Raw genomic sequence first — 25,743 nt, forward strand, 5'->3', positions numbered from 1 at the left:
TTATAGAATATCGCCTGATAACATTGTTATCAGGCGATGCTTATCTCTTATCGTCTGGTGCAAAAAAGGAAAGTTGCGATAGAAATGAACCAGGGAGGTTCAGTGAAAATGGTCTCGTTAATTACGTTATCGTGTGCGGGGATATGGCTTATCTTGCATGGGCTCTGGATGTGGTTGCCCTTACGATAATCACGCGGTTAATTATAACGCCATGTATGCTCAGATGTATTTACCGGTGTTATCTCTTCGCTGAAAATCACTTTGTCCGATAATCCGACATATTTTCGTGTCATCTGTTTTATATCCACTATCCACTTATATACCCCGGCGCTGGCCACCAAAGTACAATACTCTTCATAGCCTATTTTACCTGCGAAATGGCGACGCGATGCCGCGCGGATGAGGTCTTCATTAGCCCGCAAGCTGACGCGTTTGAGGCTATACTCGCCTTCTATAATGCGAATATTTCCTTCGCTATCAACAAGCGTCACGTTTCCGGTTGAGACGAAATGAACGTAGAAAACGATATTCTGTTTTTCGAGTTCTTTGATCAATTCATGCAGCGTTATCCGCGTTCGGGCCTCAGAAAATAGAGTGCGTAAAATAATCAGTGCCTCAAAATTAATGATTACAATAGTTACAATAATGCTAATTAAAGTTAGTAAAGGTAACTATCTTCTAACAGAGAGCCACTATACGGGCAAAGCGAATCCATAGACAATTGAAATTTGTGTTATCTCTATCACAAAAAATGATTATGCTAAATTTTATGTTTCCGCTTTGTTTCTATTATTCATATTACTGATGGAATATATCAACATCACCCCTACATATGCACGAATTTTGATCTGATTTAGGTATTATATATCATCGTATATTATGATAATACTTTAGTGGTGTATTATTTATCACAGTGATATTCACGTTATTATTTAACAATGAAATCGTTTTCCCGCGCTGAAATGGGCGTCGGGGTACACAGCGTGACTATTCGATTTTCTGACCAACGAAGTTGCAGTAAAAACAGCGGAGCGGGTTTACAACTGTCGAATTCCGCGATTTGCCAAATCTGACTACCTGCCTGTTTAAGCATCGCCTCTTTACGCGTCCAGATTTGCCAGAACGCGACGCGCTTATCTTCTGCGGCTGCCATCAGCGCCTGTTCCCCGGCGCTGAATACCGATTCAACAATACGCTGGCTATTTTTACGCGGGCGTATGATTTCAATATCGCAGCCCACCTCGCCCTCGTCGCTCAGCAGCAGAACGATATCATCGCCACTGTGGCTGATGTTAAACCACAGCGGATAGCCATGAGTAAAGCCGGGTTTGCCGTTACGGTTGCGAATAATCTCAGGCACCACGGCAGGGGAGAGCGCCCGTTCAAGCAGCGCGCGTCCCGCCGCCTGAGCGTCGATATAGTCCGATATCTTTGCGCGCAGCAGGCGATACATGCTTATGCCCAGCGCTTAATGACCAGCGAGGTGTTGATCCCGCCGAAGGCGAAGTTATTGCTTTGCAGATATTCGCAGTCAATGTGACGCGCTTCGCCCATGATGTAATCCAGCGCACCGCAGGCTTCATCGGGCTGTGTCAGGTTAATGGTCGGTGCGAACCAGCCTTCGCGCATCATCTGTAAGCTCATCCATGCCTCCAGTGCGCCGCAGGCTCCCAGCGTATGGCCGAAATAACTTTTCAGCGAGGAGATCGGCGTGGTATCACCGAAGATCGCCGCCGTGGCCTGGCTTTCTGCCAGATCGCCGCGATCGGTCGCCGTACCGTGCGCGGAGATATAGCCAATCTGCTGTGCGCTGACGCCCGCCATCTGTAACGCCTGCTCCATGCAAATTTGCATCGTATCGCGCTGCGGTTGGGTGATATGCGCGGCATCGCAGTTGGTGGCGAAGCCGACGATTTCGCCGTAGATGGTCGCCCCGCGCGCCTTCGCATGCTCCAGTTCTTCCAGAATCAGCGTGCCGGCGCCTTCACCAATCACCAGCCCGTCACGCGTCTGGTCGAACGGGGAGGGCGTTGTTTTCGGCCGATCGTTTCGTTGGCTGGTGGCAAAGAGCGTATCGAAAACGGCGGCTTCCGAGGGGCAGAGTTCTTCTGCGCCGCCCGCGACCATCACGGTTTGATAACCGTGGCGAATCGCTTCCCAGGCGTAGCCAATCGCCTGGCTACCGGAAGTGCAGGCGCTGGAGGTGGGAATGACGCGTCCGCGCAGGCCGAAAAACAGCCCGGTATTCACCGCCGTGGTGTGCGGCATCATCTGCACGTAGGTGGTGCCGGTAATGTTATTGGTGTGTTTTTCGGTCAGCATGGTGGCGAACTCGCTCACCGGGCCGGTGCTGCCGGTAGATGAACCATAGGCGATACCGGTCTGGCCGTTGGTCAGAACCGGGTCGTCAATCAATCCGGCCTGTTCCAGCGCCAGTTCCGTGGCCCGGGTAGAAAGCAACGACACGCGGCCCATAGCGCGGATGCGCTTGCGGGTGTAGTGCGCGGGCAGCGTGAAGTCATCAATGGGCGCACCCAGCAGGGTATGCAGACCAGCGTAGACCTGCCACTCTGGCATATGCCGCACGGCGTTTTCATACTTCAGTAACCCGCGCGATACGTCCTGCCAGTCTTCGCCGAACGCGGTGACGCCGCCCATGCCCGTGATCACGACACGACGTGTCATAACATGCCTCCGTTGATCGAAATCACCTGCCGGGTGACGTAGCCCGCGATGTCCGACATTAAATAACTCGCCAGCCCGGCGACCTCTTCAGCCTGCCCCATGCGTTTCATTGGGATCATCGCCATGGCTTCTTTCAGGGCTGCTTCTTCCATTGAAATCATTCCGGTGTCAATCAACCCCGGCGCGATGCAGTTGACGGTGATTTTGCGCCTGGCGAGTTCAATTGCCAATGCTTTGGTCGCGCCGATAATCCCCGCTTTGGCGGCGCTGTAGTTCACCTGTCCACGGTTACCCATCACGCCGGAAACGGAGGAAAGCGTAATGATTCGCCCGCCTTTACGGGCGCTAATCATGGGCATGATGCAGGGGTGAATCACGTTGTAGAAGCTGTCGAGGTTAGTGTGAATAACCGCATCCCAGTCCTCTTCGCTCAGCGCCGGGAATGCGCCGTCGCGGGTAATTCCGGCGTTGCTCACCACGCCGTACCACGCGCCGTTCTCGGCCATATCCTCTTCCAGCACCGTTAAGCACTGGGCGCGATCGCCCACATCAAAGCGCAGCAATCGACCTTTACCGCCAGCCTGTTCAATGGCGGCCAGCGTTTCGCGCGCGCCGGGTTCATCCTGATGATAGTGAACGCCAAGGGTGAAACCATCCGCGGCCAGCTGTAGGGCGATGGCACGACCGATGCCTTTGCTGGCACCGGTAACCAGAACGGAACGACTCATGCGTTTTCTCCCTGCTGAAACAGCGACGTTAACTCGTCGGACGATGGCTGGAATGTGTTGACGCGGCCCGTGGCCACCGGTGTGTTATCAATCATTATTGTGCATTCGAAACTGCCGAAACGACTGTCGCGCATCAGCAGGTGGGCGTGAATATCCAGTGTAGCGTGTGCCGGAAAATAACCTGCCGTACACACCAGCTCACGCGCGCCGAGCACCATACCCAGCGTCAGTTGTTGCTCGCCCTCATCCTGACGATGCCAGCCGGACCAGACGCCGACCGTCTGCGCCATCAGTTCCAGCGCGTACCAGCCGGGCAGGTTGCCCGACGCATCAAGAAAGGGGGCCAGCACGCCTGCGGGATTAACCGTTACCTGGCACTGCACGTCGTTTTCGCTGACCGCGGAAACCTGCTCAAGCAGAAGCATGGGAGCGTCGTGCGGTAAATAGTCCGCCGGCGGTAAGTAGTGACTCATGAACGTCGTCCTAACAAAATACTGGTGTTGTTGCCGCCAAAGGCGAAAGAGTTGGAAAGAATGACCGGGCGCGCCAGCGGCGCGGCGGCGTGAAGCAGGCCGCAGGGCAGCAGCGTCTCATCGACCGGCATTTGGCTGAAATCCTGCGGCGGCAGCGGCAAATTATGCTGCAGAATCAGCATCGCAATGGCCGCCTCGGTGATGCCTGCCGCACCCAATGTGTGCCCGGTGAGATGTTTCGTGGAACTACAGGGAACCGTATCACCGAAGAGGCGATTCACTACCTGTGATTCAATTTTGTCATTCAACGGCGTGGCGGTGCCGTGCATATTGATGTAGCCCACGTCCTGCGGCGCGAGCCCGGCCTCTTTCAGCGCCTGAAGAATTGCGCGAATTGCGCCTTCGCCTTCCGGATGCGGGGCCGACATATGCCACGCATCGCTCGATTCGCCGACGCCCAGCAGGGCGATTGGCTGCGGCTCGCGGGTCAGCAGCATCAGCCCCGCGCCTTCCCCGATGGTAATGCCGCTACGATCGCGACCAAATGGCTGGCAGCGCGAGGCTGAGAGCGACTCCAGGCTGTTGAAACCGTTGATCGGCATTCGGCTTAAGGTGTCCGCGCCGCCCACAATAGCGACATCCGCTAAACCTGCTTCAATCAGACGGCGACCGCTAATAATCGCGCGCGCACTGGATGAACAGGCGGTGGAGAGAGTAAATGCCGGGCCGTCGAGCGCCAGCCAGTGGCTGAGAAATCGCGACGGATCGCCCAGTTCCTGCTGTGCGTAGCGCCATTGGGGATGCTGCTGGCTGACATGTTTATCGCCTTCGTCCAGCCCGGACGTACTGGTGCCCATCACCACGGCAATGCGCTCGCGGCCATACCGGGCAATTGCGTCATCCACCTGCGGCTGGATCTGCGCCAATGCCGCCAGCAAAAGCTGATTATTGCGGCTGCGATGTTCGGCAAAGGTGTCCGGAATGACAGGCAGTTCCGCCTCCACGCCGCCAAAAACGGCATCTGGCTTGCCCTGCAACCAGCCTGCGCGGGCACGCATCCCCGGCGCGATGCCGCGCGTCAGGTTCGCGGCGACCTCAGGTACGTTGTTACCCAGCGCGTTAATCATGCCCACGGCAGAGATATAAATCATATCAGTCATCCAGGTATTGAATGGTGATGTGGTACTTGAAGGCGTGCTGCTCAATGCTGACCGGCTCGCGTTTGCCTTTGCGCGTCAGGTAGGTTATCTCGGTTACCGTTTCGCCACGGGCGTTACGCAGCGCGCGTTTGTCGCCCGCGTCGGTGAGTGTCCAGCCTTTAGGCAACTGCGGCTGCCACGCGCTAATCGGCAGATAGCTGAGCATTACGTCTGCCAGTACCTGGCTTGCGGGCGGCAATTGCGGTACGACGATGTTTTGTTCCGTGCGCAGGCCTTTTTCATCATAGGTCAGCAGGAACAGACGGATCCCCAGCGACGACAGCCCGGCGAGGGTGATTTTGTGTTCATCGGCATCCAGCATCACCATTAACGATTGGGTTTTGCCGTTGAAGGTGCCGGTCAAAAGTTGCTGTGACGTAAAGGCGGGCGTCATGCCTGGCGCAGGCAGCGTTATGCGCGCGCCCGGTTGCAGCCAGGCGGTGGGGCGGGTGCCATCATGATCGTGGCTACAGCCCGCAAGCAGTAGCGCGGAGGCCAGCGTAAGGGCGCGCCAGGCGTTGCGTATCATCATCGTTTTTCTCTTTTTTTCGTTGGCATCGCCAGCGGCGACAGTAGCCAGGCAGTGAAGATACCGCAGACCAGGACAATCCCAAAACTGCTAATGGCCTGGGTGCTGCTGAAGACCAGCATGCCCAGCGTCAGCAAGGTGGTCATCATTGCAAGCGTGATGGCGAGCAACGACGTCAGCGGCGTACCGCGCGGGTTGCTGAAAAACAGGGTGTAGTTAATACCGATACCCAATACCAGCACCAGCGCCAGTAATGAGAAAAGATTGACGCTGTGCCCGCTCAAGGAGAGCGCCGCCAGCCCACAGCCCAGGGAAAGCAATGAAGGAAGCAAACTTATTACCCCCTTTCGCCAGCCCATGCGTAGGATTGCGCCTACGGCGATCGCAGCCAGCGCCACGCCGAGCAGCACCGTTAATACGGTGCGGTACAGCCCAAACAGCGCGTCAAAATTCTGTTTTCTGTCAACCCAGGCGACGCCGGTGTGCTGTTCCGCCAGCGCCTTTAATGCTGCGCTATCTTTCACGCCATCCACGGGAATGAGCACGCCGCTGACGCCGCGCGGCAGCGTCAACCACATCAAGCGCCAGCCTTCGCTGACAGGGCTTGCCAGCCAGTCGGACACGTTCACCGGCATGGCGCGAAGGTCGGGTTTCACGTCAGGTAGCCCCGCCTGTTGCAGTGCCTGGCTGATTGCGGGGGCCGCGTGATTAAGCAGCGCCAAATCCTGCGCCTGACGCGCGCGAGAGTTGAGTGGAATCGTGCGGTATCGGGCGAATAAGCCTTGCTGGCGAGCGCTATCCAGATGAGTGCTAAATGCCTCCATGCGCATCAGCGTCTGCTCTGGCGAGTCGCCGTAGACCACAAACCACTTCTGATCGACGTTCTGCCCGGTAAGCTGCGTTATCTGTTTTTCCTGCTCAAGCAGATGCGGCGGCAGCGCCTGCAACTGGGCGATATCATCGTTAACCTGAAGGGTGGAGAGTCCGATCAGCGAAGCCACCGTCAGTGCGGCGGGCAGCCCGTAAATCAATGCCTTGTTGCGTCGCCACAGGGCGAGCCAGCGTAGCAGCAGGGCGAACATCGGCACCGGGCGCACCGGCAGCCCGCGACACTGCCACGGGTGCCAGAACACCACCGTCAGGCAGGACGCGGTCAGCCCCACGGCGGCAAAGATTGCCATCTGGCGAATGCCGGGGAAGGGGGCGAGTATCATAATCAGATAGGCGACAACCGTGGTCAGCAACGCCAGCAGCAGCGCGTTTCGTACTTTATTGAGACTTTGCCACGGCGAGTTCTCCGCGCCGTGCACCATCCGTTCGGTCAGATAATAGAGCGTGTAGTCGGCAGAGATGCCGATGATGCTCATGCTCATCACCAGCGTCATCAGGTGCAGTTCGCCAAACAGCAGCAGGGTCACCGTGGTGCCTGCCAGCGCGCCAATGCCGATGGAGAGCAGGCTCAACAGCAGTGGGCGCAGCGAGCGGAACACCAGCACAATCAGCAGCAGCACGCCGAATACCGTTGCCGCGCCGAGCGTGGAGATATCGCGTTTCGCCTGCTGGCTGGCGTAATCGCTGTACAGCACCGTGCCGCGTGACAACACCTGCGCCTGCGGGAAGCGCGTTTTAAGCCGGGCTTCGGCGGCAGTCAGTGCCTGCACCAGTTGATGGGTTTGCTGCATATCAAACGCATCGCTTTGCAGCTCACCGTGCAGCAGATACCAGTAGTTACCATCTTGATCCTGCGTTGCCAGCCAGCCGTCCATCAGGCGCAAACGCTGGCTGCTTTGCATTAACGCCAGTTGGGAACCGCGCGTCAGCATGAAGGGATCGTTTTGCACTTCTTTACCGCTGACGCCGGAAAAGGCGGAGTAGAGCTGTGAGAGAACCCACTGTGCCTGCGCCTCGCCGCCGTTTTGCAGGCGAGCGCGGGTGGCGCTGTCTACCATTCCGTTACGATGCTGCCAGTAAAACGCGCCCCAATCCTGCTGGCTTTTGGCATCCATCGGGCCCTTCACCTGCGCCAGCGCCGGGGTGCTTTTCAGTTGCTCAAACCACGCCTGCGCGATGTGGGGATCGGGCGTTTTACCGGGGCTGATCAACCACATCATTTGCTTATCAAGGCGCGAGATAAAACCGTCGTTCAGCGCGGGCGGAATGTCGCCCAGCGCTTGTTTCGGCAACATCGCCAGCACGCTGCTGTTCATTCTCGCGCCGGGTAACAGCGCCAGCAGCGTGCCCAGCAGAATCAGGCAAAAAACAGCCCAGATGAGCGCCGGACGGCGGCCGTTATTGGGCGCTAAAACGTTGTTGTTCGTCATGGGTCAGAGTGGCTGGCGTCAGGCGGTGTTGTGAGAGAGCGATATCGGTGCGGTCTCCCTGCTGATCGTTCAACTGGATCGTTTCGAGAAACTGCTGCCCGCTCAGGTCGATAGAGGCAAAAATCTTATCCAGCGGCGAGGTGATGGGCGTCAGGCGCAGCGCCCAGCGGTTATCGCCTTTGTCCTGAAGCACGATGCGGAAGTTTTGTTCCAGCACGCGGCGATCGGCCTGGAATAACGCGCGCAGCAGATGATTAAGCTGGAACATCTGCGGGTTATTGTCGGCGGTGATCACCTGCGGCGGCTGGCCGTTCACCTGCTGTACCATGCGGGTATCGGTAAGCATCATTTGCATCGGGAACGGGGTTTTCTGATCCCACAGTAAGCCGTTGTCGCGGGCAATCAGCATCTCGCCCTGAGAACGTAGCGGCTGTGGCATCGTTTTAATGGTGCGGATTTGCTCGAAGTGGGCGCGCACAATCGGCTGTTCGGTAAAGCGCTGTTGCAGATCGTCCAGCGTCACGGCGTGCACCCACGGGGCAATCAACAGGCAAATAAGCGGCAGGAATTTCATGGCGCGACTCCCATGCGTTCAAAAAGGACAGCCGGGCTGACGAAGCACATCTCTTTGCTAGCTTCTTCAACCGCCACCTGAATGGTGTAGCCGGTGGTGGTGCGCTTGCCGCTTTCGGCGTCGAAAATCTGGTAGGCAATGCGCAGTCGGTTTTCGTACTCTTCCAGATGCGCCCGCACGCGGATACGCTGCTCGAAGGTCAGGGCATCGCGATATTTGACGCGCGTATCCACTACCGGCCAGACGTAGCCTGACGCTTTCATCTGGCGATAGCCGTAGTCGAACTGATTGAGCAGCGCTTCACGGGCGATTTCGAAATAACGGAAATAGTTGCCGTGCCACACCACGCCCATCGCATCGACGTCATGAAACGGGATGGTGAGTTCAACCTCAGTGGTAAAGCGGGGATCGTTAAGCACCCTTTACTCCTTATGGGCCGCGTCGGGCAGCCGCCAGAAATCAAAAAAGTTAAACCAGTCCAGCGGCGCCAGAAGCGCGTAATGCTCCAGCCGCTGCGCATAGCGGTCTACCGCCTGCTGAAGCGCCGCCTGACGCTCTGCGCGCGGCAGCAGCAGTGGGTCGGCGAACGGTTCGCAATGAATGTGTAATTGGCCCTGCTGTTTCAGGGCGAAAATCAGTAAGGTCGGGCAGCGCAGCAGTGCGGCGAGAATAAACGGCCCCTGCGGGAACGGCGCGGGCTGGCCCATAAAGCTGCTCCAGATAACGCGCCAGTCGCCGCCGCGCTGACGGTTAACGGCAATGCGATCGCCGACGATCGCCACCCATTCGCCGCGATCCAGTTTCTCTTTCAGCAGCATGGCGGTATCCGGGCCGATGTCGGTGACCGGTATCAGGTTCAGCCCGGCCTGCGGCGCCATTTCCTGCATGATTTGCTTGAATCGCTGGGCGTTTTCACTGAACACCAGCGCGTTGATCACCCGGCCTTCTTCGCGCTGCGCCAGCGCCCGACACGCTTCCACATCGCCAAGATGCGACGCCAGCAGCAATTTGCCGCGTGGTTCATGCATCGCCAGTGCCACTTCCGCGCCCGGGGCAAACACTACTTCGTGCCCGAAACGCAGTTCGCCGCGCCAGCTGGCGACTTTATCGAGCATTGCCTCGCCAAAGCGCAGGAAGTGGCGATAGCTGCTCAGCCGTTTCGCGTTCGGCTGCTGTTGATGTACGCGTGCGAGCCACTGCTGCGAGGCGCGGCGTTCCGTGGCGGCAATCAGCCAGTACACCGCCACCACCGGCTTCAGCAGCAGCGAAAACGCGTCACGCCCCAGCCGTTGCCAGACGCGCAGCATCAGGCGCATGCCCCATAACCCCTTCACCTCTTTTTGCTCTGCCCAGTGCACATTGCGACGGCGAAACAGCAGAGACGGAATACGCGGCAGCATGCCGAAGAAAAGGCGGGTGTGCATCCACGAGATGCGAACGTTATCTTTCAACGCATCGAAATGGGAAAGCCCATCCTGCGGGTACGTCACGCGCGTCGGCAGAAAATAACTGCGATGGCCCTGCCAGTAGAGGCGCACCATCACTTCGGTGTCGAAGTCCATTCGCTGGCCGAGCGGTACACGCTGCGCCAGTTCTAGCGTTGGCGTAATCGGATAAACGCGAAAGCCGCACATGCTGTCTTTAAGCTGCAGCGACAGCGTTTCAATCCACACCCAGACGTGGGTTATCCAGCGTCCATACAGGCGTGAGCGGGGGATGGAGTCATCGTAAATCGGCTGACCCGAAATCAGCGCCTCGGGATGTTGCTGCGAAAGCGCGAGCAGCGCCGGGATATCTTCAATCGCGTGCTGCCCGTCGGCATCGACCTGAACCGCATGGCTGAAACCCGCACGCGCCGCCTCTTCCAATCCACGGATCACCGCCGCGCCTTTCCCCGCATTGTGCGGCTGGCGGATAAGCGTAACGCTGGCGTGATTGTCGGCAAGCGTGCGTAATTCGCGCCGGGTCGCGTCGTCGCTGCCATCGTCGACGATGATAATGGGCAGGGCAAACGGCGCAAGGCGCGCCAGCACCTGCGCCATCATCGCGCCGTGGTTGTAGCAGGGGATCACCACGCAGGGCGCGAAGCTTAACGGCATAAACGGATTTTCCCGCTGCTGGTGGTGTGGCGCGCGTCGCCATCGTGGCGCTGGTAGCGGAAGGTGAGCCTCTCTCGCGCCTCCAGCCAGGCCAGCGTTAAGGTAATGCGGTTTTCCGGCAGTAGCGGAGCCTGGAATTTAACGTTTTGAATGCTGTGAAAGCGATAGTCAGGGGTCAGTAAACGGCTGGCATAGTGCATGACCCAATCCAGTTGTGCCACGCCCGGTAGCAGCGGCTGGACGGCAAAGTGGCCTTGAAACCAGAACAGTGTGGCGGGCAGATGCAGGACAATCTCCGCCTCGCCCGCGCCCGTGTGCTGGCAGGAAATTTCATCCGGCATCATGGTCATGAAAGTACTCCTGTAATTGCGCATCGATGCGCTTATTCATTGTATTCACTGGAATAACATCCACCACGCGCCAAAAGCGGGGAAGTGCGACGGGTTCCAGCCACGGGCGTAGCGCCTGACGCCACGCCTGCGCCTGTTTGCGGCTTGCGCCAAGCCACGCCTGACGCGTTTCATCATCCAGCACCAGCAGCACACCCACGCTTTGACGCGTGCCGCGCGTAATCAGCAGGGCGGCGGCATCGCGCACGCCCGCCAGCGACAACACGCGCTGTTCGACTTCCGCCAGCGAGACTCGTTTTTCAGCGATTTTGACCACGCGTCCGCGCCGCCCAAGCAGATGAAAGTGGTTATCCGCATTAAAGCGCAGTGTGTCTTCCAGCAGTAGTCCTTCAGGCTCGGCAATCAGTGGCGATACTACGCGCCAGTCGTCGTTTTCTGCTTTGAACGTCACGCCGGGGAAAGGCTGCCAGGCGATCTCCTCCGCATTGCGCTGTCGCCATGCGAGCACGCCCGTTTCGCTACTGCCATAGATTTCATCGGGCCAGACATTCAGCCAGCGAAACGCGTGTTGCGCATCCTGCCAGTGCAGCATGCCGCCAGCGGTGATCACCATGGCGACGTCCGGGGCTGTCAGTCGCGCATCCAGATGCTTCAGAAACGCTGGGCTGCTGATAAACAGATAACGCTGCGGTGGCGGGAGAGCGGCCAGCTGTTCAGGCCAGGCAAGGGTGTCGGCATGCAGCGGCAGGCCCAATGACATCGGCAGAAAAATGCGGAACGTCAGGCCGTAGAGATGCTGTGGCGAGACGGAAGAGACCACCCGGCAATCGGCCAGCCGACCGGCAAAGCGCGCGGCCAACAGGGCGGATTCCGCATCCAGCGCCGCCAGGCTTTTATGAATGCGTTTGGGTTGCCCGGTGGAGCCGGAGGTAAACAGTTCCAGCCCGGCGTCATCGGGTATCGCGGGAAGCGGTTGAGCATCTTCACGGATAGGGGTATTGATGATGCGTAAAGGGCCATCCCAGTTCAGAGAACCCTCGCTTAAGATGCCGTCGAACAGCGAACGTTGTTCCTCAAGCTGCGAAGGGCGAGCGTGACCCGGCAGCACTGGCGTTTTTCCGGCATGCAGCGTCGCCAGCAGGGCGACCAAAAACCGATAGCCCTCTTCCAGACACAGCGCCCAGCGCTGGCCCTTCTGCGTTTGCAGCCACGCACAGTGGGCGGCCACGTCGTTGCGCAACTGGCCCAGTGTCCAGAGGCGCTCGCCTGACCAGGCGACAGGCGTGCTATCGGGGCGTTCGGCACTCAGCCAGCGGGATAACGGGCGCGGGGCGTTCATGCGGTTTCTCGCTTCATTACCCGGCGGCGCACCAGCCATTCACCGGCCATCAGCGCGCCCATCAGCAGGTAGGCGATCATCCCGTTCCACGCGCTCCACAGTGCCATATCGCCGAGCCGCGCGGTAATCAGGGCCACGGTGCCGTTAAGAATAAAAAAGCCGCACCAGATTTGCGTCACGCGCCGCGTGTAGCGCACACCTTGCGCGGAGAGTTGCGGATATTGCAGGCGCGCCAGCCGTTCAACCAGCGGCATTGCGCTGAACAGCGAACTGCCAAACAGGGCGAGCATGATGCCATTGACCGCCACAGGCCAGTAGAGCAACAACTGATGCGTTCCCAGCAATGCGCTGGCAAGACAGAGCGCCAGCCCGGCTAGCGCGACGCTTTGCATCACCCGGCGCATCGGCCCGGCGTTGTCCTGCGCCTGACGCAGACGCAACAGCAGAACGACCGCCAGCATGGGCAGGAGCCATTGCAGACCGTTATGTGCCAGACCAAACCAGACTAAAAATGGCCAGGCCAGCAGCACACTCGCGGTGATGATCTTGAGGAGCGGCAAACGCACGAAAAATCAGGCTTCGCGCAGCAGGCGCTCGACGGCGTCAACCACATCCTGCACGGTACGCACGGCTTTGAACTCTTCCGGTTTAATTTTTTTACCGGTCTTCTTCTGCAACTGAACAATCATATCCACAGCATCAATACTATCGAGTTCAAGATCTTCATACAGACGCGCCTCGGGGGTGATTGCCGCCGGGTCGACTTCGAACAGTTTTACTAGCAGGGAAGTGACTTCCTGATAGACAGCAGTTTGGTCGGTCATGATGGCAGCTCCTCAGGCGCGTTGGGATTGAATAAAGGCAGCGAGCGTCGCCACCGAATAGAAATGCTGACGCATCGCTTCATTTTCAGCAGAAAGCACGATGCCATACTGGTTTTTTACCGCCAGCCCCAGCTCCAGCGCATCAATAGAATCCAGACCTAAACCGTCTCCGAACAGGGCCGCATCGGTGTCGATGTCGTCCACGCTCAGTTCGTCCAGATTCAATGTGTTAATGATGAGATGTTTAATCTCGCAGTAGAGCTCTTGCATCGTTAATTCCTGCACAATGATGTTTTAACCAATTGATTGTAATTTCTGTAATAGATGCCGGTTTAGCGCGCGCGCGGCCAGCGCCGGTTCTTGCTTATTCGCGGTAATAAAGTCGTCGACACAGATTCGCTCCCGAACGATAACCTCAAACAGCGGCGTCGTCTCCGGGACGTGATACCACGGGCGCTGCTTATCCAGCAGATGCTCGCTACAGCGAATGCTCACCAGGCGTAAATCGCGTTCGCAGCGCACCGCAATATTGGCGGCGCCGCGTTGGATAGTCATGGTTTCGCCGTGGCGCGTACGCGTCCCTTCCGGGAAAATCATCAGCGTGTCGCCACGCTGTAAACGGGCCTGGCTTTCTGTCAGCAGACGTTCCGCTTCGCTGTTGACCAGGTAATCTGCCGCGCGGATCACACCGCTGACAAACGGGTTCTTCAACAGCGCGCTCTTTACCAGACAGTCGGTTTCGGGCATCACCGAGGCCAGCAGGACATAATCAATCAGCGTCGGATGATTCGCCACCACCAGGCAACCGCGTGCCTGCCGTAAAATATCAGCGCCCTGTACACGGTAACGCAGGACGCCCGTCACGCTGGCGAACCCCAAAAAAACGCGGAAGCTCGCCGAAATACTGCGGCGCGCCAGGCGCCGGCGCTTGTCGTCATCGCGTATGACCAACAGCAACAGATTAAACCAGCACAGCGACAGCAGCAGGCCGCCCAGACCAAACAGCGCGAAGCACACTACGGTCATCAGTAACCGCCAAAGGTGATTGATACGCCTTGCTATCATTTCTGGCTCCAGCGCCAGCGTAATCGTTCGCCTTCAAGGACGAAATGGGCTGTGTGGCCCAGGTAATTCTGTAAAAATTGCAGGCTTTGCGGCAGTGCGGGCTCTTCTTTTGTTCCACCCGGCTCGGTGATGCACTGAACCTGGTCACCCGCTTCGATGACCAGCGCCGTCGCAAAGGCCCAGGCTGGCATCTGTGCTGGCAGTCGATCGCGGTAAAAGTCTGGCAGCGCACCGTCAAAATCGACCATTAAAATACGCCGGTGGCCCGCCTGCAGCAGGCACATCACCTCGCATAAACCTTGCAGGAATGTGTCGCGCCCCGCGGTGAGTGATGAGGAGACAATCGGCTGCTTTGCGGCGATAGTCAGATTTCCGACCGCCGCGTTATGCACTGACATCGCGAAATCGGTCGGCGAAATAGCCTCATCACTCGCCAGCGCCCTAAGGATACGGTAATTACGCTCCAGCTCACCGTGGCGGCTGGTGTAGAGCACGGCATCAATGGCATGACGGCGCAGCAGGGTAAGGCCACACTCTACGGCCAGCTTGCTACCTGAACTCAGACGACGCGCGGTCATCATCGGCAATTCAACCAGTTTCGCCTGCGGGCTGGCAGGATCAATGGCATAAGGCGATTGCGCCCATGATAGCCACTGCTCGGTCTCGCCCAGTCCAGGCGCGCGGGCGATCCAGTCGATAATATTGAATGCTAATTTCATTAACGCGCGTCCGCGGGGGAAAAAAACGTACTTAAAATACGCCGGGCGTAATGCCGCGATCGCGTTATTTTAACGACCAGGGTATTTCTTATCTATCTTCTACAAAATAGTGGGGACTTTACAAAAAAAATGCATTTTAGTCATGCGGAACAAACTGATTTTTGCTCATCATTTGTTTCAAACGGGATAACAGGGCAGCCAGAACTGCCCTGCTAACGGCGTTAACCGAGGAACATCACTGAGACGCAGAGTATGCCCACAATCAGCGTAATCAGGCTGCCGACAGAACGGTACGGCTTCAGCGATGGGATAAGATAGGTAGACAGCGTCGGCATGATAAACAGAATCATGGCAATCAGCGGGCCGCTTATCGCGTAGATCATCGAAATAGCGTTCGGGTTGATGCAGCAAACGATGAAGGTCAGGGTAGAGACCAGCAGAATTGACATCATGCGGTTAAACGAACGGCTTTTACGCACGCCAACCTGATTGAGAGACGCTTTTACCATCTCGCTCGCGCCTTCAATGACGCCAAAGTAGGTGCCGAGGAACGATTTCGACATCGCCACAATCGCCACGATAATGCCGGATACGGACAACCAGTTGGGTGAGTTGGGCATCATCGACAGTGCTGAGAGAATCGTCACGCCCTGATCTTTGGCGGTATTGATGTAATCCACCGGAATGGAGAGCAGGCAGCTAAAGACAAAGAACAGTACGCTCAGGCAGATAATCAGATACGCGACCTTCATGATTTTTTTGCATTTACCCATCGCGAGCTCGCCATATTTCTCTCTACGGTCGATAGCGAAGGTAGAGATAATTGGCGTATGGCTAAAAGCGAAAACCATCACGGGGATGGATAACCACACCTGGTGCAGCGTGTGCGGCGTCACTTCCATTTGCCCGGTGAGTAGTGCGGGCTGCCAGCTGCCTGTCAGGTAAATCGATAAAAACAGGAAGTAGGCGATCAGGGGGAACACCAGGAAGCCCATCACTTTGATGGTGGCCTGGCGACCGGCAAGGAAAATCACGTTCAGCAGCAATACCACGCCAAGGCTCACCAGCACGCGTACCGTCAGATCGACCGGCATATGCTTGGCTATCTGTTCGGTGATGGAGTTGGTGATGGCGACGGCGTAAATCAGAATCACCACAAAAAACGCCAGGAAATAGAGCGTGGTGATGAGGTTGCCAATTTTTTTGCCGTAGTAGTGGCTGACTGCGCCGGTTATCCCGACACCCGCAGGCGTGTTGGAGGAGAGGATAAACTGACACAGGGCGCGATGCGGCCAGTAGGTCAGCGGCCACGCGACCAGCGCGGTAACAAACAGTACCACGGCCCCTGCGGATCCTAACTGGATTGGCAGGAACAGGGTACCGGCGCCTACAGCAGTGCCGTACAGGGCAAAGCTCCAGAGCGTCTCTTCTTTTGACCAAATTTTAGACATTATGCGAATTTAATAACCATGGAACATACAAAATGGAGCGTAATTTACCATAATTATGATTCGTGGTGGTTATGAATACTTTTACCCCTCACCCTAACCCTCTCCCAGAGGGAGAGGGGACAGATTGTGCACATACGTAACTCACCCTCTCCCTGTGAGAGAGGGGAGAGATTGTGCACATACGTAATTCACCCTCTCCCTGTGGGAGAGGGCCGGGGTGAGGGCATCAGCGCGCACAATCCATCGCCCGTTGCACACGGCGCTTCATTACGCGCTCGCGCAGCATGTCATACACCCAGTTATAGAGCATGGTGTAGGGCAGGAAGAACAGGAAGAAACCAATCTCCAGCGTTAGCGCCTGCATCAGGGTCACGCCAAGCACCACCGATACAATGCTCACCCCAATCACGATAAAGCCACACTCAAATCCCAGCGCGTGGAAGGCGCGGATTTTCGCCGTACGGGTAACGCGCGTCACCGGCCACAGGCGGTCAAACATGGCGTTATAAATGATATTCCACACCATCGCCGTGGTGGCGAGAATAATGGTTAATCCGCCCATTTCCAGCACCGAGCGTTGCATCAGGTATGCGGCGGTCGGGGCGAGGATCGCCGTGGCGATGCCTTCAAAGCACACGGCGTGGAAAATGCGCTCCGGCAGCTTTCTGTGGTGAAGGTTGTCGTGTTGCATCTCAATTACCTCTGGTTGTTCTCTCTATTGCTGGGCATTTTATGGATAAATATGATAAGTAAAAGATAGATTCCATCGATAAAGTAGATAGATTATGCGCTATTCACCCGAAGCCCTTACCGCATTTGTCGAAACCGTCGACAGCGGTTCGTTTTCAGCTGCCGCGCGGCGCTTACGGAAAAGCCAGTCCACCATCAGCACCGCGATTGCCAATCTTGAAGCCGATCTCGGCGTGACCTTGTTCGATCGTTCGTCACGCCAGCCAGTGTTAACGCCCGAAGGCCAGCGTGTACTGAGTTACGTGCAGGCGATTCTGGCCGCCAGTGAGCGGCTGGATGAACTGGCGGTGGCCCTGAGCAGCGAAACGGAAGCGCGGCTGGCATTTGTGTTGTCGGATACGCTCCACCCTGATGTGCTGGAAAAGCTGATGGTGCAGTTTGACCGTCGTTTTCCGCATACAGAGTTTGAATGTCTGGTCGGTGAAGACGACGATGTTATTGATTTGCTGCAAAAAGGACGCGCGCAGGTGGGGCTGATTGAGGCGCGGGAAAGTTATCCCACCAATATTGGACATACTCGTCTGCCGATGCAGACGCACATGGCTATTTACGTTTCCCTCGATCACCCGTTAACCGCGCAGCCCAGCGTCGAGTGGGATCAACTGCATACCTGGCGCGAATTGCGGCTGAATACTTATCTCGAAAATCGCCCCACGCCTGCGCGCGGCCCGGTGTGGTCTGCACCTAACTATCTGATGTTGATGAGCATGGCCGCTCAGGGCTTCGGCTGGTGTGTGTTGCCCTGTGCGTTAGTGGAGGAGTTTTCCGGTTCCGCGCCGTTAACCATGCTGACACTTCCCGGCTGGCCGATCGCCGTTTCTATCGATTTGCTGTGGAACAAAAGCGCGCCGCCGGGCGCGGCTGGAAGCTGGGTCAAAGCGTATCTGCAACAGGTGTCAGCGTAACGGAAAACCTTTGTGATAAATCTCACTTTTTTTAAACAATTACGATAAAAGTTGATAACAATCATCTACTATAGCCTGGTTATTTTGCGCTGAGGTAGAGATGAAAGATGTCGTTATCGTAGGTGCAGTCCGTACACCCATCGGCTGCTTCCAGGGGGCGCTCTCCCGCCATTCGGCTGTCGAACTGGGTAGCCTGGTGATCAATGCGCTGGTCGAACGCAGCGGAATTGAACCGCATGTTATTGATGAAGTGATTATTGGTCAGGTGCTGACGGCGGGTACCGGGCAAAATCCTGCGCGCCAGTCGGCAATTAAAGGCGGCCTGCCCAATACGGTTTCTGCTATTACGATCAACGATGTTTGTGGCTCGGGCCTGAAAGCGCTGCATCTGGCGACCCAGGCCATTCAGTGTGGTGAAGCGGATGTGGTGATCGCGGGCGGCCAGGAGAATATGAGCCGCGCGCCGCACGTTCTGACCGATAGCCGCACCGGTGCGCAGTTGGGTAACAGTCAGCTAATTGATAGCCTGGTGCACGACGGATTATGGGATGCGTTTAACGATTATCATATGGGCGTGACGGCGGAGAATCTGGCGCGCGAATATGGCATCAGCCGTGAACAACAAGATGCCTGGGCGCTAAGTTCACAACACAAGGCGCGTAAGGCTATCGATTCCGGTCGCTTTCGCGATGAAATTGTTCCGGTAGTGAACGCCCAGCCGAACGGGGAAACGCTGCGTGTCGAAACGGATGAGCAGCCGCAAACCGATCCCAGCGCGGAAGGACTGGCGCGCCTCTCTCCGGCATTCGATCAACTTGGTTCCGTCACCGCCGGGAATGCGTCGTCGATCAACGATGGTGCAGCGGCGGTGTTAATGATGAGCGAAAGCAAAGCGCTGGAGTTGAATTTACCGATCCTGGCGCGCATCCGCGCGTTTGCCAGCGTCGGCGTCGATCCCGCGTTGATGGGTATCGCGCCGGTGTACGCCACCCGTCGTTGTCTGGAGCGTGCGGGCTGGCAACTGAACGATGTCGATCTTATTGAAGCCAACGAAGCGTTTGCCGCGCAGGCGATTTCTGTTGGCAAGATGCTAGAGTGGGATGAGCAGAAAGTGAATGTGAACGGCGGCGCTATCGCCTTAGGCCATCCTATTGGCGCGTCCGGCTGCCGAATTCTGGTGTCTCTGGTTCACGAAATGATGAAACGCGATGCCCGTAAAGGCCTGGCGACGCTGTGCATTGGCGGCGGTCAGGGCGTGGCGCTGGCCGTGGAACGTGATTTGCCTGCTGCATAATCTCTTACAACGCTACTAAAACCCCCGGTAGCGTTAAGATTACCCTGAGTTAATCCCTTTTTATCCCCCGTTTTAATGCTAATGCAAATGACGTAACGAAAGGCTTTTTGCTTACACTTTTGTCGTCGCTTGTCATGGTTTGCGCTGAGTTAATTCTATAAAAACACATTAATAAAATCCTTATTATTTGATGAAATAAAATAACATTGGTTATTTTATTTTTTAATGCATCCTTAACTTGTTGATTTATATGGATCATTAAAAACAGACGTTTTAGCGGATTATGTGTGAAAAATGAAGTGCGTGTGATGTGCATCGCATATTTATTGTGTTTTGACATCTTTTTATTGAAGCCGATCACGCCATTTCGTGCCGTATTTTTTGAAACAAATAATTACGATCCTGATCACTAAAATACATGTATTAAAAAAATAAAATGCAATTCCATAAAAACGAAACATGATTTCAATTGAGGGATAGCAAATGTTGAAAAAAACTCTGGCCCTGGCTGTATTGTGTGGAGCATCTTTTGCTGCATCAGCGGTAACTGTCGATTTACGTCACGAATTTATTGATGGTGGTAAAACAGATAAAACTAACGCCGACCGTGTTTCTGTTTCACATCGATTTGCAAATGGCTTTGGTTTCTCTGTTGAAGCTAAATGGAAGTCGGGGGGTGATAATACCGATAAGCCGTATGCGGATTTTATCGGTAATGGTCATGAAGAGAGTATTAGCTGGCAGTGGAAAGCCAATAAGAATTTCTCGGTAACGCCGGGGTTCAATATTGAAAGTAATGATAGCCGCTCTATTTACAAACCGAACCTGCGGGTTCAGTACAGCTTCGACAGTGGTTTTTATGTTGCCGCGCGTTATCGTTATGATTACACACGCTATCCTTCAAATGCCGGTAAAGACGATGATAAAGTCAACCGTGGCGACGCCTGGGCGGGTTATGTATTCGGCGACTGGCGCACCGAGCTGAACTATGTGTATGCACGCAGCAGCGAAGGTACCGCGCGTAATAATAACAAACCATATTCTCAGGAATATAACGTTAAGCTGGCTTATCGTTGGGATAAAAACTGGGCACCGTATGGCGAAGTGGGTAACGTGGGTGTGAATGACCGTAACGATCGTCAGACGCGCTTCCGTGTCGGTGTGGCATATACCTTCTAATTAATTCTTCCACCTCGTTATTAACCCGGCGTAGTTAGCCGGGTTTTTCTGTTTTCTTTTTTTCCTGTAATCATATTTCTAATATAAACGGCAGATAAAAAAAGCCCCCCATAAAGGAGGGCAAGGCCAGTTACAGAAACACTACATCAAATACTCAGTCACTCATACTTTATATTCAGCCATTCAGGCCTGAATAAAATCACGCTGTGTCGGAAGTTTGGCAATATAAAGTGCCGGTTTACCGTCTTTGTCGGAACTGAACAGCACCGCGCCATCGTGTGGCAGGAAAGAAGGGTGCGGATGCGTGACCTGGCGGCTGTTTTGTACCGTCGCCCAGGAGGTGTCATGACGCGCGATGCGGAAGTACGCTTTTTTCGCGACGTCGAATCCATATAAATAGGGATCGTTGTCGATGGTGTAGCCGCTGGTGTCTTTCACATCGACCGGCGTACCGGAACCGTCACCGACCAGCAGCGTACCGTCGAAGTTGCTCATCAGATGCGAACAGGCTGGCATCTGCATCAGCGCTTCGTTGACGCCGGTGTCCGGGTTGTAACGATAAATGGTGCGACCCTGCTTACCCTTCAGATAAGAGACATACACCAGCGCCGAACCGTTAGGTACCCAGAATTCATGGGTGCAGCTTTCACCTTCCGCATGCTCTTTGACTTTACGCACGTTGCTGCCGTCTTCGTTTACCAGCCACATGCGGGCATCGACCAGATCGTGCGGGCCTTCGTGGCAGAACGCGACGGTATGATCGTCAAACGGGCGATAAATCGGGTGGCCGAGCCAGTTTTTCTCTTCGTGAATAACCGAGCTTTCACCCGTTTGCAGGTCAACGCGCAGCAGACGGCAGTGCGGGCCTTTATGGAAGAAGTCGTGGAACAGCTGCCAGCTGTTAAGCGGCGTCCAGTCGCTTTTGGCAATCTCAATGCCTACCAGTTTGGTGCAGTCGCTGTTGGACACCCAGGTACCGTAGCCGACCCATTCGTCCGGCACGCGATACACTTCCCGTTCCACCAACGTTTTCAGGTTCACTTCCAGTAGGGTGCGATCGTTCTTCACATAGTAGAGCGATTGGTCATCCGGTGAGAGAAAACCGCCGAAGGTGTTATCACCTTCGCCTTCCGTTAATTGCACCGCTTCAGCATTGGCGACATCCAGCAGGTAGTAGTTCCAGTGGCCGTCAAACTCACCTGCGAAAAGCAGATGGCTACCATCATTGAAAAAGCACTTCTGATAGAAGTAGTTACGATGACAGGTGACTTCTGGTGGGGTTAAGCGGGTGACTTCCGCGCCTGTGTCTGGATCGCGGCTGACCTCATAGTTCAGTTTTACCCGCATACCTTTAGCCATGTTGCACTCCTTTTTCTCAAGCAATGGTGGCTTAACGCTCACCGGCCGATGTGGATGTCGTTTTAAAAATGTAGTGATAATTTATCAAAACGACGTTTCAATGTTTGTGATGGTGAGCGCACTTTGTACGAAAAGGCTGTAAATTCAACCCAGATCAGGTTATCGAAAGCGATGCCGCTTCAAATGAACTTTGTTTTTTGACGGATATTTCTCACATTTCAGTTAATTCTCAATGTTTATATTTTACTGAATTAAAAAGACTTTATTTTTTCACCGGGGATGGATAACGGCATATTCGTGATCCCTTTTGCATTTTTAGTAATATTAGACAGAAAAAGTGAAACAACGTTTTAATTGTAATTGAAAACCCATTTCATCAGCGATAAGATGACCTCATTGACAAAGCGGAACCCTGTTTCAGGTCGCTAATAAAGAGCAACGGATTTTCTGGAGGCATTCGGTGGACGTAAGACAAAGCATTCATAGTGAACATGCAAAAACGCTGGACACGCAGGGCCTGCGCAACGAATTTCTCGTTGAGCAAGTGTTTGTCGCGGATGAGTACACCATGGTGTACAGCCACATCGACCGCATCATTGTCGGCGGCATTATGCCGGTGGCGAAAACCGTATCCGTGGGCGGTGAAGTGGGCAAACAATTGGGCGTGAGCTACTTCCTGGAACGTCGCGAACTGGGCGTGATTAACATTGGCGGCGCAGGCACCATTACCGTTGACGGTAAATGTTATGAAATCGGCCATCGCGATGCGCTGTATGTTGGGAAAGGGGCAAAAGAAGTGGTCTTCGCCAGCGTCGATACGGCGAAACCGGCGAAGTTCTACTATAACTGCGCACCGGCCCACACCACTTATCCGACCAAAAAAGTCACGCCGGATGACGTTTCTCCGGTCACGCTGGGCGATAACCTCACCAGCAACCGTCGCACCATTAATAAATACTTCGTGCCTGATGTGCTGGAAACCTGCCAGCTCAGCATGGGGCTGACTGAACTCGCGCCGGGGAACCTGTGGAACACCATGCCATGCCACACCCACGAGCGCCGTATGGAAGTGTACTTCTACTTCAATATGGATGAGGACGCCTGCGTGTTCCATATGATGGGGCAGCCGCAGGAAACGCGTCACATCGTGATGCATAACGAACAGGCAGTGATTTCGCCGAGCTGGTCTATTCACTCCGGTGTGGGTACCAAAGCGTATACCTTCATCTGGGGAATGGTTGGTGAGAACCAGGTCTTCGATGACATGGATCACGTGGCGGTTAAGGATCTGCGCTAAGTCGCGGGCAGCAAAAGAAATAATGCCTGTCGCGAACAGGCGCAATCAATAAGGAATTTAATATGATTTTAGATGCATTCTCTCTGCAGGGTAAAGTTGCCGTTGTCACCGGTTGTGATACCGGTCTGGGCCAGGGTATGGCGGTTGGCCTGGCGGAAGCGGGCTGCGACATCGTGGGTATCAACATCGTTGAGCCGGCTGAGACCATCGAGCGCGTCACCGCGCTGGGGCGTCGCTTCCTGAGCCTGACTGCCGATCTGCGTTCCATCGACGGTATCCCTGCGCTGCTTGACCGTGCGGTAGCGGAATTCGGTCATATCGATATTCTGGTCAACAACGCCGGTCTGATTCGTCGTGAAGACGCGATCGACTTCAGCGAAAAAGACTGGGACGACGTGATGAACCTGAACATTAAGAGCGTGTTCTTTATGTCTCAGGCGGCGGCGAAACACTTCATCGCGCAGGGTAAAGGCGGCAAAATTATCAATATCGCCTCCATGCTCTCCTTCCAGGGCGGCATCCGCGTACCGTCTTACACCGCATCGAAAAGCGGCGTGATGGGCGTGACTCGCCTGATGGCTAACGAGTGGGCGAAACACGGTATTAACGTGAACGCCATTGCACCGGGCTACATGGCGACCAACAACACCCAGCAACTTCGTGCGGATGAAGAACGTAGCGCGGCGATCCTCGATCGTATCCCGGCGGGGCGTTGGGGTCTGCCGAGCGATCTGATGGGGCCGGTTGTCTTCCTGGCTTCCAGCGCATCTGATTACATCAACGGCTATACCGTTGCCGTAGATGGTGGCTGGCTGGCTCGTTAATTCCGGCCTGGCGGTAAGAACCCTGCTTCGCGGCAGGGTTTTTTTTGCCTGTAAATCACATCAATCCATATCGTGTAAATTGATTTATCCATGTGATTATTTCTCTAGTGAAATCATTAAATATAAATCCATTTAAAAACAGCCAATTAAAAATAATTGATGAAATGTTCTTCAATTTTAAAATTGTAATGTCCATCACATAACAGATATGTGCAGCCATTTAATCCATATCTACGCGATGAACCGCCTGACGTATCTCTCTGGAAATCCCGTATGTTCAGGGAATGTTCTATTCAGTGCAGGCAGGAAATGATGGTTACCTTAAATAGTGATTCAGTTGTGTCTCCACGCTCGCAGCGCGATACGCGGCGAATGAATCTGTTTGTCTCCGTTTCTGCGGCGGTGGCCGGTCTGTTGTTTGGTTTAGATATCGGCGTGATTGCCGGGGCGCTGCCCTTTATCACCGATCACTTTGCCCTGAGCAGCCGTTTGCAGGAGTGGGTGGTCAGCAGCATGATGCTCGGTGCGGCGCTGGGGGCGCTGTTCAACGGCTGGCTCTCTTTCCGCCTGGGGCGCAAATACAGCCTGATGGCGGCGGCGGTGTTGTTCGTGCTGGGCTCGCTGGGCTCTGCGTTGGCCAGTAGCGTGGAAATCTTGATTGCGGCGCGCGTGTTGTTGGGTGTCGCGGTGGGGATTGCCTCTTACACCGCGCCGCTTTATCTCTCTGAAATGGCGAGCGAACACGTGCGCGGTAAGATGATCAGCATGTATCAGTTGATGGTCACCCTGGGCATTGTGCTGGCGTTTCTCTCTGATACCGCATTCAGCTACACCGGTAACTGGCGCGCGATGCTTGGCGTGCTGGCGCTGCCAGCGGTGATCCTGATTGTGCTGGTGATCTTCCTGCCGAACAGCCCGCGCTGGCTGGCGGAGAAAGGGCGGCATATCGAAGCGGAAGAAGTGTTGCGTATGCTGCGTGATACCTCTGAAAAAGCGCGTGAAGAGCTCAATGAAATTCGCGAAAGCCTGAAGCTGAAGCAGGGCGGCTGGAAGTTGTTTAAAGCTAACCGCAACGTCCGCCGCGCGGTGTTCCTCGGTATGCTATTGCAGGCGATGCAGCAGTTTACCGGGATGAACATCATTATGTATTACGCGCCGCGCATCTTTAAAATGGCGGGTTTCACCACCACGGAACAGCAGATGCTGGCGACGCTTGTCGTCGGATTGACCTTTATGTTTGCCACCTTTATCGCCATCTTTATGGTGGATAAAGCCGGGCGTAAACCGGCGCTGAAGATTGGTTTTAGCGTGATGGCGCTGGGTACGCTGGTGCTGGGCTACTGCCTGATGCAGTTTGATAACGGCACGGCAGGCAGCGGGCTTTCCTGGCTGTCGGTGGGCATGACCATGATGTGCATCGCCGGTTATGCAATGAGTGCCGCGCCGGTGGTGTGGATCCTGTGTTCTGAAATTCAGCCGCTGAAATGCCGCGACTTTGGTATCACCTGTTCCACCACAACCAACTGGGTCTCCAATATGATTATTGGCGCGACCTTCCTGACGCTGCTCGACAGCATCGGTGCGGCAGGGACGTTCTGGCTCTATACCGGGCTGAATATTGCCTTTATCGGGATTACGTTCTGGCTGATTCCGGAAACCAAAAATGTCACGCTGGAGCATATCGAACGCAAACTGATGGCAGGAGAGAAGCTGCGAAATATTGGGGTGTGAAGGATAGTTGGGGTGAGTGCGCGCTGATGCCCTCACCCCGGCCCTCTC

27 protein-coding genes are annotated in these 25,743 nt (G+C 55.4%); 6 read left to right on the top strand and 21 right to left on the bottom strand.

Annotated features, from left to right (window positions below):
* Positions 1-197: 197 nt before the first annotated feature.
* The 20 genes from DBY68_RS09855 to DBY68_RS09950 form a co-directional block, all read right to left on the bottom strand.
* Complete coding sequence (locus DBY68_RS09855) at positions 198-653, bottom strand: DUF1398 family protein (protein ID WP_108475913.1); 456 nt, start codon at positions 651-653, stop codon at positions 198-200.
* Positions 654-928: 275 nt separating this feature from the next.
* Positions 929-1,453 carry a 4'-phosphopantetheinyl transferase AcpT gene (gene acpT / locus DBY68_RS09860; protein WP_108475914.1) on the bottom strand — a complete coding sequence of 175 codons (525 nt, stop codon included), beginning with the start codon at positions 1,451-1,453 and terminating at the stop codon, positions 929-931.
* A 2-nt stretch (positions 1,454-1,455) separates the two neighbouring features.
* The gene (locus DBY68_RS09865) at positions 1,456-2,685 is read right to left on the bottom strand and encodes a beta-ketoacyl-ACP synthase (protein ID WP_108475915.1); all 1,230 of its coding nucleotides are present in this window, start codon (positions 2,683-2,685) and stop codon (positions 1,456-1,458) included.
* Positions 2,682-3,413 carry a 3-ketoacyl-ACP reductase FabG2 gene (locus DBY68_RS09870; RefSeq protein ID WP_108475916.1) on the bottom strand — a complete coding sequence of 244 codons (732 nt, stop codon included), beginning with the start codon at positions 3,411-3,413 and terminating at the stop codon, positions 2,682-2,684. The genes DBY68_RS09865 and DBY68_RS09870 overlap by 4 nt, the downstream gene beginning before the upstream one ends.
* The gene (locus tag DBY68_RS09875; RefSeq protein ID WP_108475917.1) at positions 3,410-3,886 is read right to left on the bottom strand and encodes a 3-hydroxy-fatty acyl-ACP dehydratase; all 477 of its coding nucleotides are present in this window, start codon (positions 3,884-3,886) and stop codon (positions 3,410-3,412) included. Before DBY68_RS09875 ends, DBY68_RS09870 begins: the two co-directional genes overlap by 4 nt.
* A complete protein-coding gene (locus DBY68_RS09880; RefSeq protein ID WP_108475918.1) occupies positions 3,883-5,037 on the bottom strand; it encodes a beta-ketoacyl-[acyl-carrier-protein] synthase family protein in 1,155 nt (384 codons plus the stop codon). Before DBY68_RS09880 ends, DBY68_RS09875 begins: the two co-directional genes overlap by 4 nt.
* A 1-nt stretch (position 5,038) precedes the next feature.
* Positions 5,039-5,614 carry a DUF3261 domain-containing protein gene (locus tag DBY68_RS09885; RefSeq protein ID WP_108475969.1) on the bottom strand — a complete coding sequence of 192 codons (576 nt, stop codon included), beginning with the start codon at positions 5,612-5,614 and terminating at the stop codon, positions 5,039-5,041.
* Positions 5,614-7,935 carry an MMPL family transporter gene (locus tag DBY68_RS09890; protein WP_108475919.1) on the bottom strand — a complete coding sequence of 774 codons (2,322 nt, stop codon included), beginning with the start codon at positions 7,933-7,935 and terminating at the stop codon, positions 5,614-5,616. Before DBY68_RS09890 ends, DBY68_RS09885 begins: the two co-directional genes overlap by 1 nt.
* Positions 7,904-8,509, bottom strand: coding sequence for an outer membrane lipoprotein carrier protein LolA (locus DBY68_RS09895; RefSeq protein WP_108475920.1), 606 nt, complete (start codon positions 8,507-8,509; stop codon positions 7,904-7,906). The genes DBY68_RS09890 and DBY68_RS09895 overlap by 32 nt, the downstream gene beginning before the upstream one ends.
* Positions 8,506-8,928 (bottom strand): thioesterase family protein, encoded by a 423-nt coding sequence (locus DBY68_RS09900; protein WP_108475921.1) that lies wholly within the window; start codon positions 8,926-8,928, stop codon positions 8,506-8,508. Before DBY68_RS09900 ends, DBY68_RS09895 begins: the two co-directional genes overlap by 4 nt.
* A gap of 3 nt (positions 8,929-8,931) precedes the next feature.
* Complete coding sequence (locus DBY68_RS09905) at positions 8,932-10,608, bottom strand: glycosyltransferase family 2 protein (RefSeq protein WP_108475922.1); 1,677 nt, start codon at positions 10,606-10,608, stop codon at positions 8,932-8,934.
* Positions 10,599-10,952, bottom strand: coding sequence for a hydroxymyristoyl-ACP dehydratase (locus DBY68_RS09910; protein ID WP_108475970.1), 354 nt, complete (start codon positions 10,950-10,952; stop codon positions 10,599-10,601). The genes DBY68_RS09905 and DBY68_RS09910 overlap by 10 nt, the downstream gene beginning before the upstream one ends.
* Positions 10,939-12,297, bottom strand: coding sequence for an AMP-binding protein (locus DBY68_RS09915; protein ID WP_108475923.1), 1,359 nt, complete (start codon positions 12,295-12,297; stop codon positions 10,939-10,941). The genes DBY68_RS09910 and DBY68_RS09915 overlap by 14 nt, the downstream gene beginning before the upstream one ends.
* Positions 12,294-12,863, bottom strand: a complete 570-nt coding sequence (locus DBY68_RS09920) for a hypothetical protein (protein ID WP_108475924.1) — start codon at positions 12,861-12,863, stop codon at positions 12,294-12,296. The genes DBY68_RS09915 and DBY68_RS09920 overlap by 4 nt, the downstream gene beginning before the upstream one ends.
* A 6-nt stretch (positions 12,864-12,869) precedes the next feature.
* A complete protein-coding gene (locus DBY68_RS09925) occupies positions 12,870-13,121 on the bottom strand; it encodes an acyl carrier protein (RefSeq protein ID WP_015963162.1) in 252 nt (83 codons plus the stop codon).
* Between the two features lie 12 nt (positions 13,122-13,133).
* The gene (locus DBY68_RS09930) at positions 13,134-13,391 is read right to left on the bottom strand and encodes a phosphopantetheine-binding protein (RefSeq protein ID WP_108475925.1); all 258 of its coding nucleotides are present in this window, start codon (positions 13,389-13,391) and stop codon (positions 13,134-13,136) included.
* 24 nt (positions 13,392-13,415) lie between these two features.
* The gene (locus tag DBY68_RS09935; protein WP_189624002.1) at positions 13,416-14,204 is read right to left on the bottom strand and encodes a lysophospholipid acyltransferase family protein; all 789 of its coding nucleotides are present in this window, start codon (positions 14,202-14,204) and stop codon (positions 13,416-13,418) included.
* Complete coding sequence (locus tag DBY68_RS09940) at positions 14,183-14,905, bottom strand: beta-ketoacyl synthase chain length factor (protein WP_108475927.1); 723 nt, start codon at positions 14,903-14,905, stop codon at positions 14,183-14,185. The genes DBY68_RS09935 and DBY68_RS09940 overlap by 22 nt, the downstream gene beginning before the upstream one ends.
* A 221-nt stretch (positions 14,906-15,126) precedes the next feature.
* Positions 15,127-16,356: an amino acid permease gene (locus tag DBY68_RS09945; RefSeq protein ID WP_108475928.1), complete on the bottom strand. Its 1,230-nt coding sequence runs from the start codon at positions 16,354-16,356 to the stop codon at positions 15,127-15,129.
* 226 nt (positions 16,357-16,582) lie between these two features.
* On the bottom strand, positions 16,583-17,047 hold the full coding sequence (locus tag DBY68_RS09950) for a multidrug/biocide efflux PACE transporter (RefSeq protein ID WP_108475929.1): 465 nt from the start codon (positions 17,045-17,047) through the stop codon (positions 16,583-16,585).
* A gap of 94 nt (positions 17,048-17,141) precedes the next feature.
* Between DBY68_RS09950 and DBY68_RS09955 the strand changes: the two genes are divergently transcribed.
* The 3 genes from DBY68_RS09955 (at position 17,142) to DBY68_RS09965 (ending at position 20,484) form a co-directional block, all read left to right on the top strand.
* Positions 17,142-18,011, top strand: a complete 870-nt coding sequence (locus DBY68_RS09955; protein ID WP_108475930.1) for a LysR family transcriptional regulator — start codon at positions 17,142-17,144, stop codon at positions 18,009-18,011.
* Positions 18,012-18,111: 100 nt separating this feature from the next.
* On the top strand, positions 18,112-19,305 hold the full coding sequence (locus DBY68_RS09960) for an acetyl-CoA C-acetyltransferase (protein ID WP_108475931.1): 1,194 nt from the start codon (positions 18,112-18,114) through the stop codon (positions 19,303-19,305).
* Between the two features lie 483 nt (positions 19,306-19,788).
* Positions 19,789-20,484 carry an oligogalacturonate-specific porin KdgM family protein gene (locus DBY68_RS09965; protein WP_108475932.1) on the top strand — a complete coding sequence of 232 codons (696 nt, stop codon included), beginning with the start codon at positions 19,789-19,791 and terminating at the stop codon, positions 20,482-20,484.
* Positions 20,485-20,667: 183 nt separating this feature from the next.
* On the opposite strand, the gene DBY68_RS09970 is transcribed toward DBY68_RS09965, so the two are convergent.
* Entirely contained in the window at positions 20,668-21,843 is a 1,176-nt protein-coding gene (locus DBY68_RS09970) for an oligogalacturonate lyase family protein (protein WP_108475933.1), read from the bottom strand.
* Positions 21,844-22,303: 460 nt separating this feature from the next.
* On the opposite strand from DBY68_RS09970, the gene kduI reads away from it, so the two are divergent.
* From kduI to DBY68_RS09985, 3 genes are all read left to right on the top strand, one after another.
* Complete coding sequence (gene kduI / locus DBY68_RS09975; RefSeq protein ID WP_108475934.1) at positions 22,304-23,140, top strand: 5-dehydro-4-deoxy-D-glucuronate isomerase; 837 nt, start codon at positions 22,304-22,306, stop codon at positions 23,138-23,140.
* 62 nt (positions 23,141-23,202) lie between these two features.
* Positions 23,203-23,964, top strand: coding sequence for a 2-dehydro-3-deoxy-D-gluconate 5-dehydrogenase KduD (gene kduD / locus DBY68_RS09980; RefSeq protein WP_108475935.1), 762 nt, complete (start codon positions 23,203-23,205; stop codon positions 23,962-23,964).
* A 312-nt stretch (positions 23,965-24,276) separates the two neighbouring features.
* Positions 24,277-25,695, top strand: coding sequence for a sugar porter family MFS transporter (locus DBY68_RS09985; RefSeq protein ID WP_108475936.1), 1,419 nt, complete (start codon positions 24,277-24,279; stop codon positions 25,693-25,695).
* The last annotated feature ends 48 nt before the right edge of the window (positions 25,696-25,743 follow it).

The sequence above is a fragment of the Pseudocitrobacter sp. RIT415 genome (genome assembly GCF_003057695.2).
GTDB classification, from domain to species: Bacteria; Pseudomonadota; Gammaproteobacteria; order Enterobacterales; family Enterobacteriaceae; genus Pseudocitrobacter; species Pseudocitrobacter faecalis.

Excerpts from the sequence above, each read along its gene's own strand:
- DBY68_RS09870 (WP_108475916.1), bottom strand. The coding sequence starts at position 3,413 with ATGAGTCGTTCCGTTCTGGTTACCGGTGCCAGCAAAGGCATCGGTCGT.
- DBY68_RS09965 (WP_108475932.1), top strand. The coding sequence starts at position 19,789 with ATGTTGAAAAAAACTCTGGCCCTGGCTGTATTGTGTGGAGCATCTTTT.
- DBY68_RS09950 (WP_108475929.1), bottom strand. The coding sequence starts at position 17,047 with ATGCAACACGACAACCTTCACCACAGAAAGCTGCCGGAGCGCATTTTC.
- DBY68_RS09865 (WP_108475915.1), bottom strand. The coding sequence starts at position 2,685 with ATGACACGTCGTGTCGTGATCACGGGCATGGGCGGCGTCACCGCGTTC.
- DBY68_RS09905 (WP_108475922.1), bottom strand. The coding sequence starts at position 10,608 with ATGCCGTTAAGCTTCGCGCCCTGCGTGGTGATCCCCTGCTACAACCAC.
- DBY68_RS09925 (WP_015963162.1), bottom strand. The coding sequence starts at position 13,121 with ATGACCGACCAAACTGCTGTCTATCAGGAAGTCACTTCCCTGCTAGTA.
- DBY68_RS09910 (WP_108475970.1), bottom strand. The coding sequence starts at position 10,952 with ATGATGCCGGATGAAATTTCCTGCCAGCACACGGGCGCGGGCGAGGCG.
- DBY68_RS09895 (WP_108475920.1), bottom strand. The coding sequence starts at position 8,509 with ATGAAATTCCTGCCGCTTATTTGCCTGTTGATTGCCCCGTGGGTGCAC.
- DBY68_RS09960 (WP_108475931.1), top strand. The coding sequence starts at position 18,112 with ATGAAAGATGTCGTTATCGTAGGTGCAGTCCGTACACCCATCGGCTGC.
- DBY68_RS09885 (WP_108475969.1), bottom strand. The coding sequence starts at position 5,614 with ATGATACGCAACGCCTGGCGCGCCCTTACGCTGGCCTCCGCGCTACTG.
- DBY68_RS09985 (WP_108475936.1), top strand. The coding sequence starts at position 24,277 with ATGGTTACCTTAAATAGTGATTCAGTTGTGTCTCCACGCTCGCAGCGC.
- DBY68_RS09940 (WP_108475927.1), bottom strand. The coding sequence starts at position 14,905 with ATGAAATTAGCATTCAATATTATCGACTGGATCGCCCGCGCGCCTGGA.
- DBY68_RS09875 (WP_108475917.1), bottom strand. The coding sequence starts at position 3,886 with ATGAGTCACTACTTACCGCCGGCGGACTATTTACCGCACGACGCTCCC.
- kduD (WP_108475935.1), top strand. The coding sequence starts at position 23,203 with ATGATTTTAGATGCATTCTCTCTGCAGGGTAAAGTTGCCGTTGTCACC.
- DBY68_RS09880 (WP_108475918.1), bottom strand. The coding sequence starts at position 5,037 with ATGATTTATATCTCTGCCGTGGGCATGATTAACGCGCTGGGTAACAAC.
- DBY68_RS09915 (WP_108475923.1), bottom strand. The coding sequence starts at position 12,297 with ATGAACGCCCCGCGCCCGTTATCCCGCTGGCTGAGTGCCGAACGCCCC.
- DBY68_RS09970 (WP_108475933.1), bottom strand. The coding sequence starts at position 21,843 with ATGGCTAAAGGTATGCGGGTAAAACTGAACTATGAGGTCAGCCGCGAT.
- DBY68_RS09890 (WP_108475919.1), bottom strand. The coding sequence starts at position 7,935 with ATGACGAACAACAACGTTTTAGCGCCCAATAACGGCCGCCGTCCGGCG.
- DBY68_RS09945 (WP_108475928.1), bottom strand. The coding sequence starts at position 16,356 with ATGTCTAAAATTTGGTCAAAAGAAGAGACGCTCTGGAGCTTTGCCCTG.
- DBY68_RS09930 (WP_108475925.1), bottom strand. The coding sequence starts at position 13,391 with ATGCAAGAGCTCTACTGCGAGATTAAACATCTCATCATTAACACATTG.
- DBY68_RS09955 (WP_108475930.1), top strand. The coding sequence starts at position 17,142 with ATGCGCTATTCACCCGAAGCCCTTACCGCATTTGTCGAAACCGTCGAC.
- acpT (WP_108475914.1), bottom strand. The coding sequence starts at position 1,453 with ATGTATCGCCTGCTGCGCGCAAAGATATCGGACTATATCGACGCTCAG.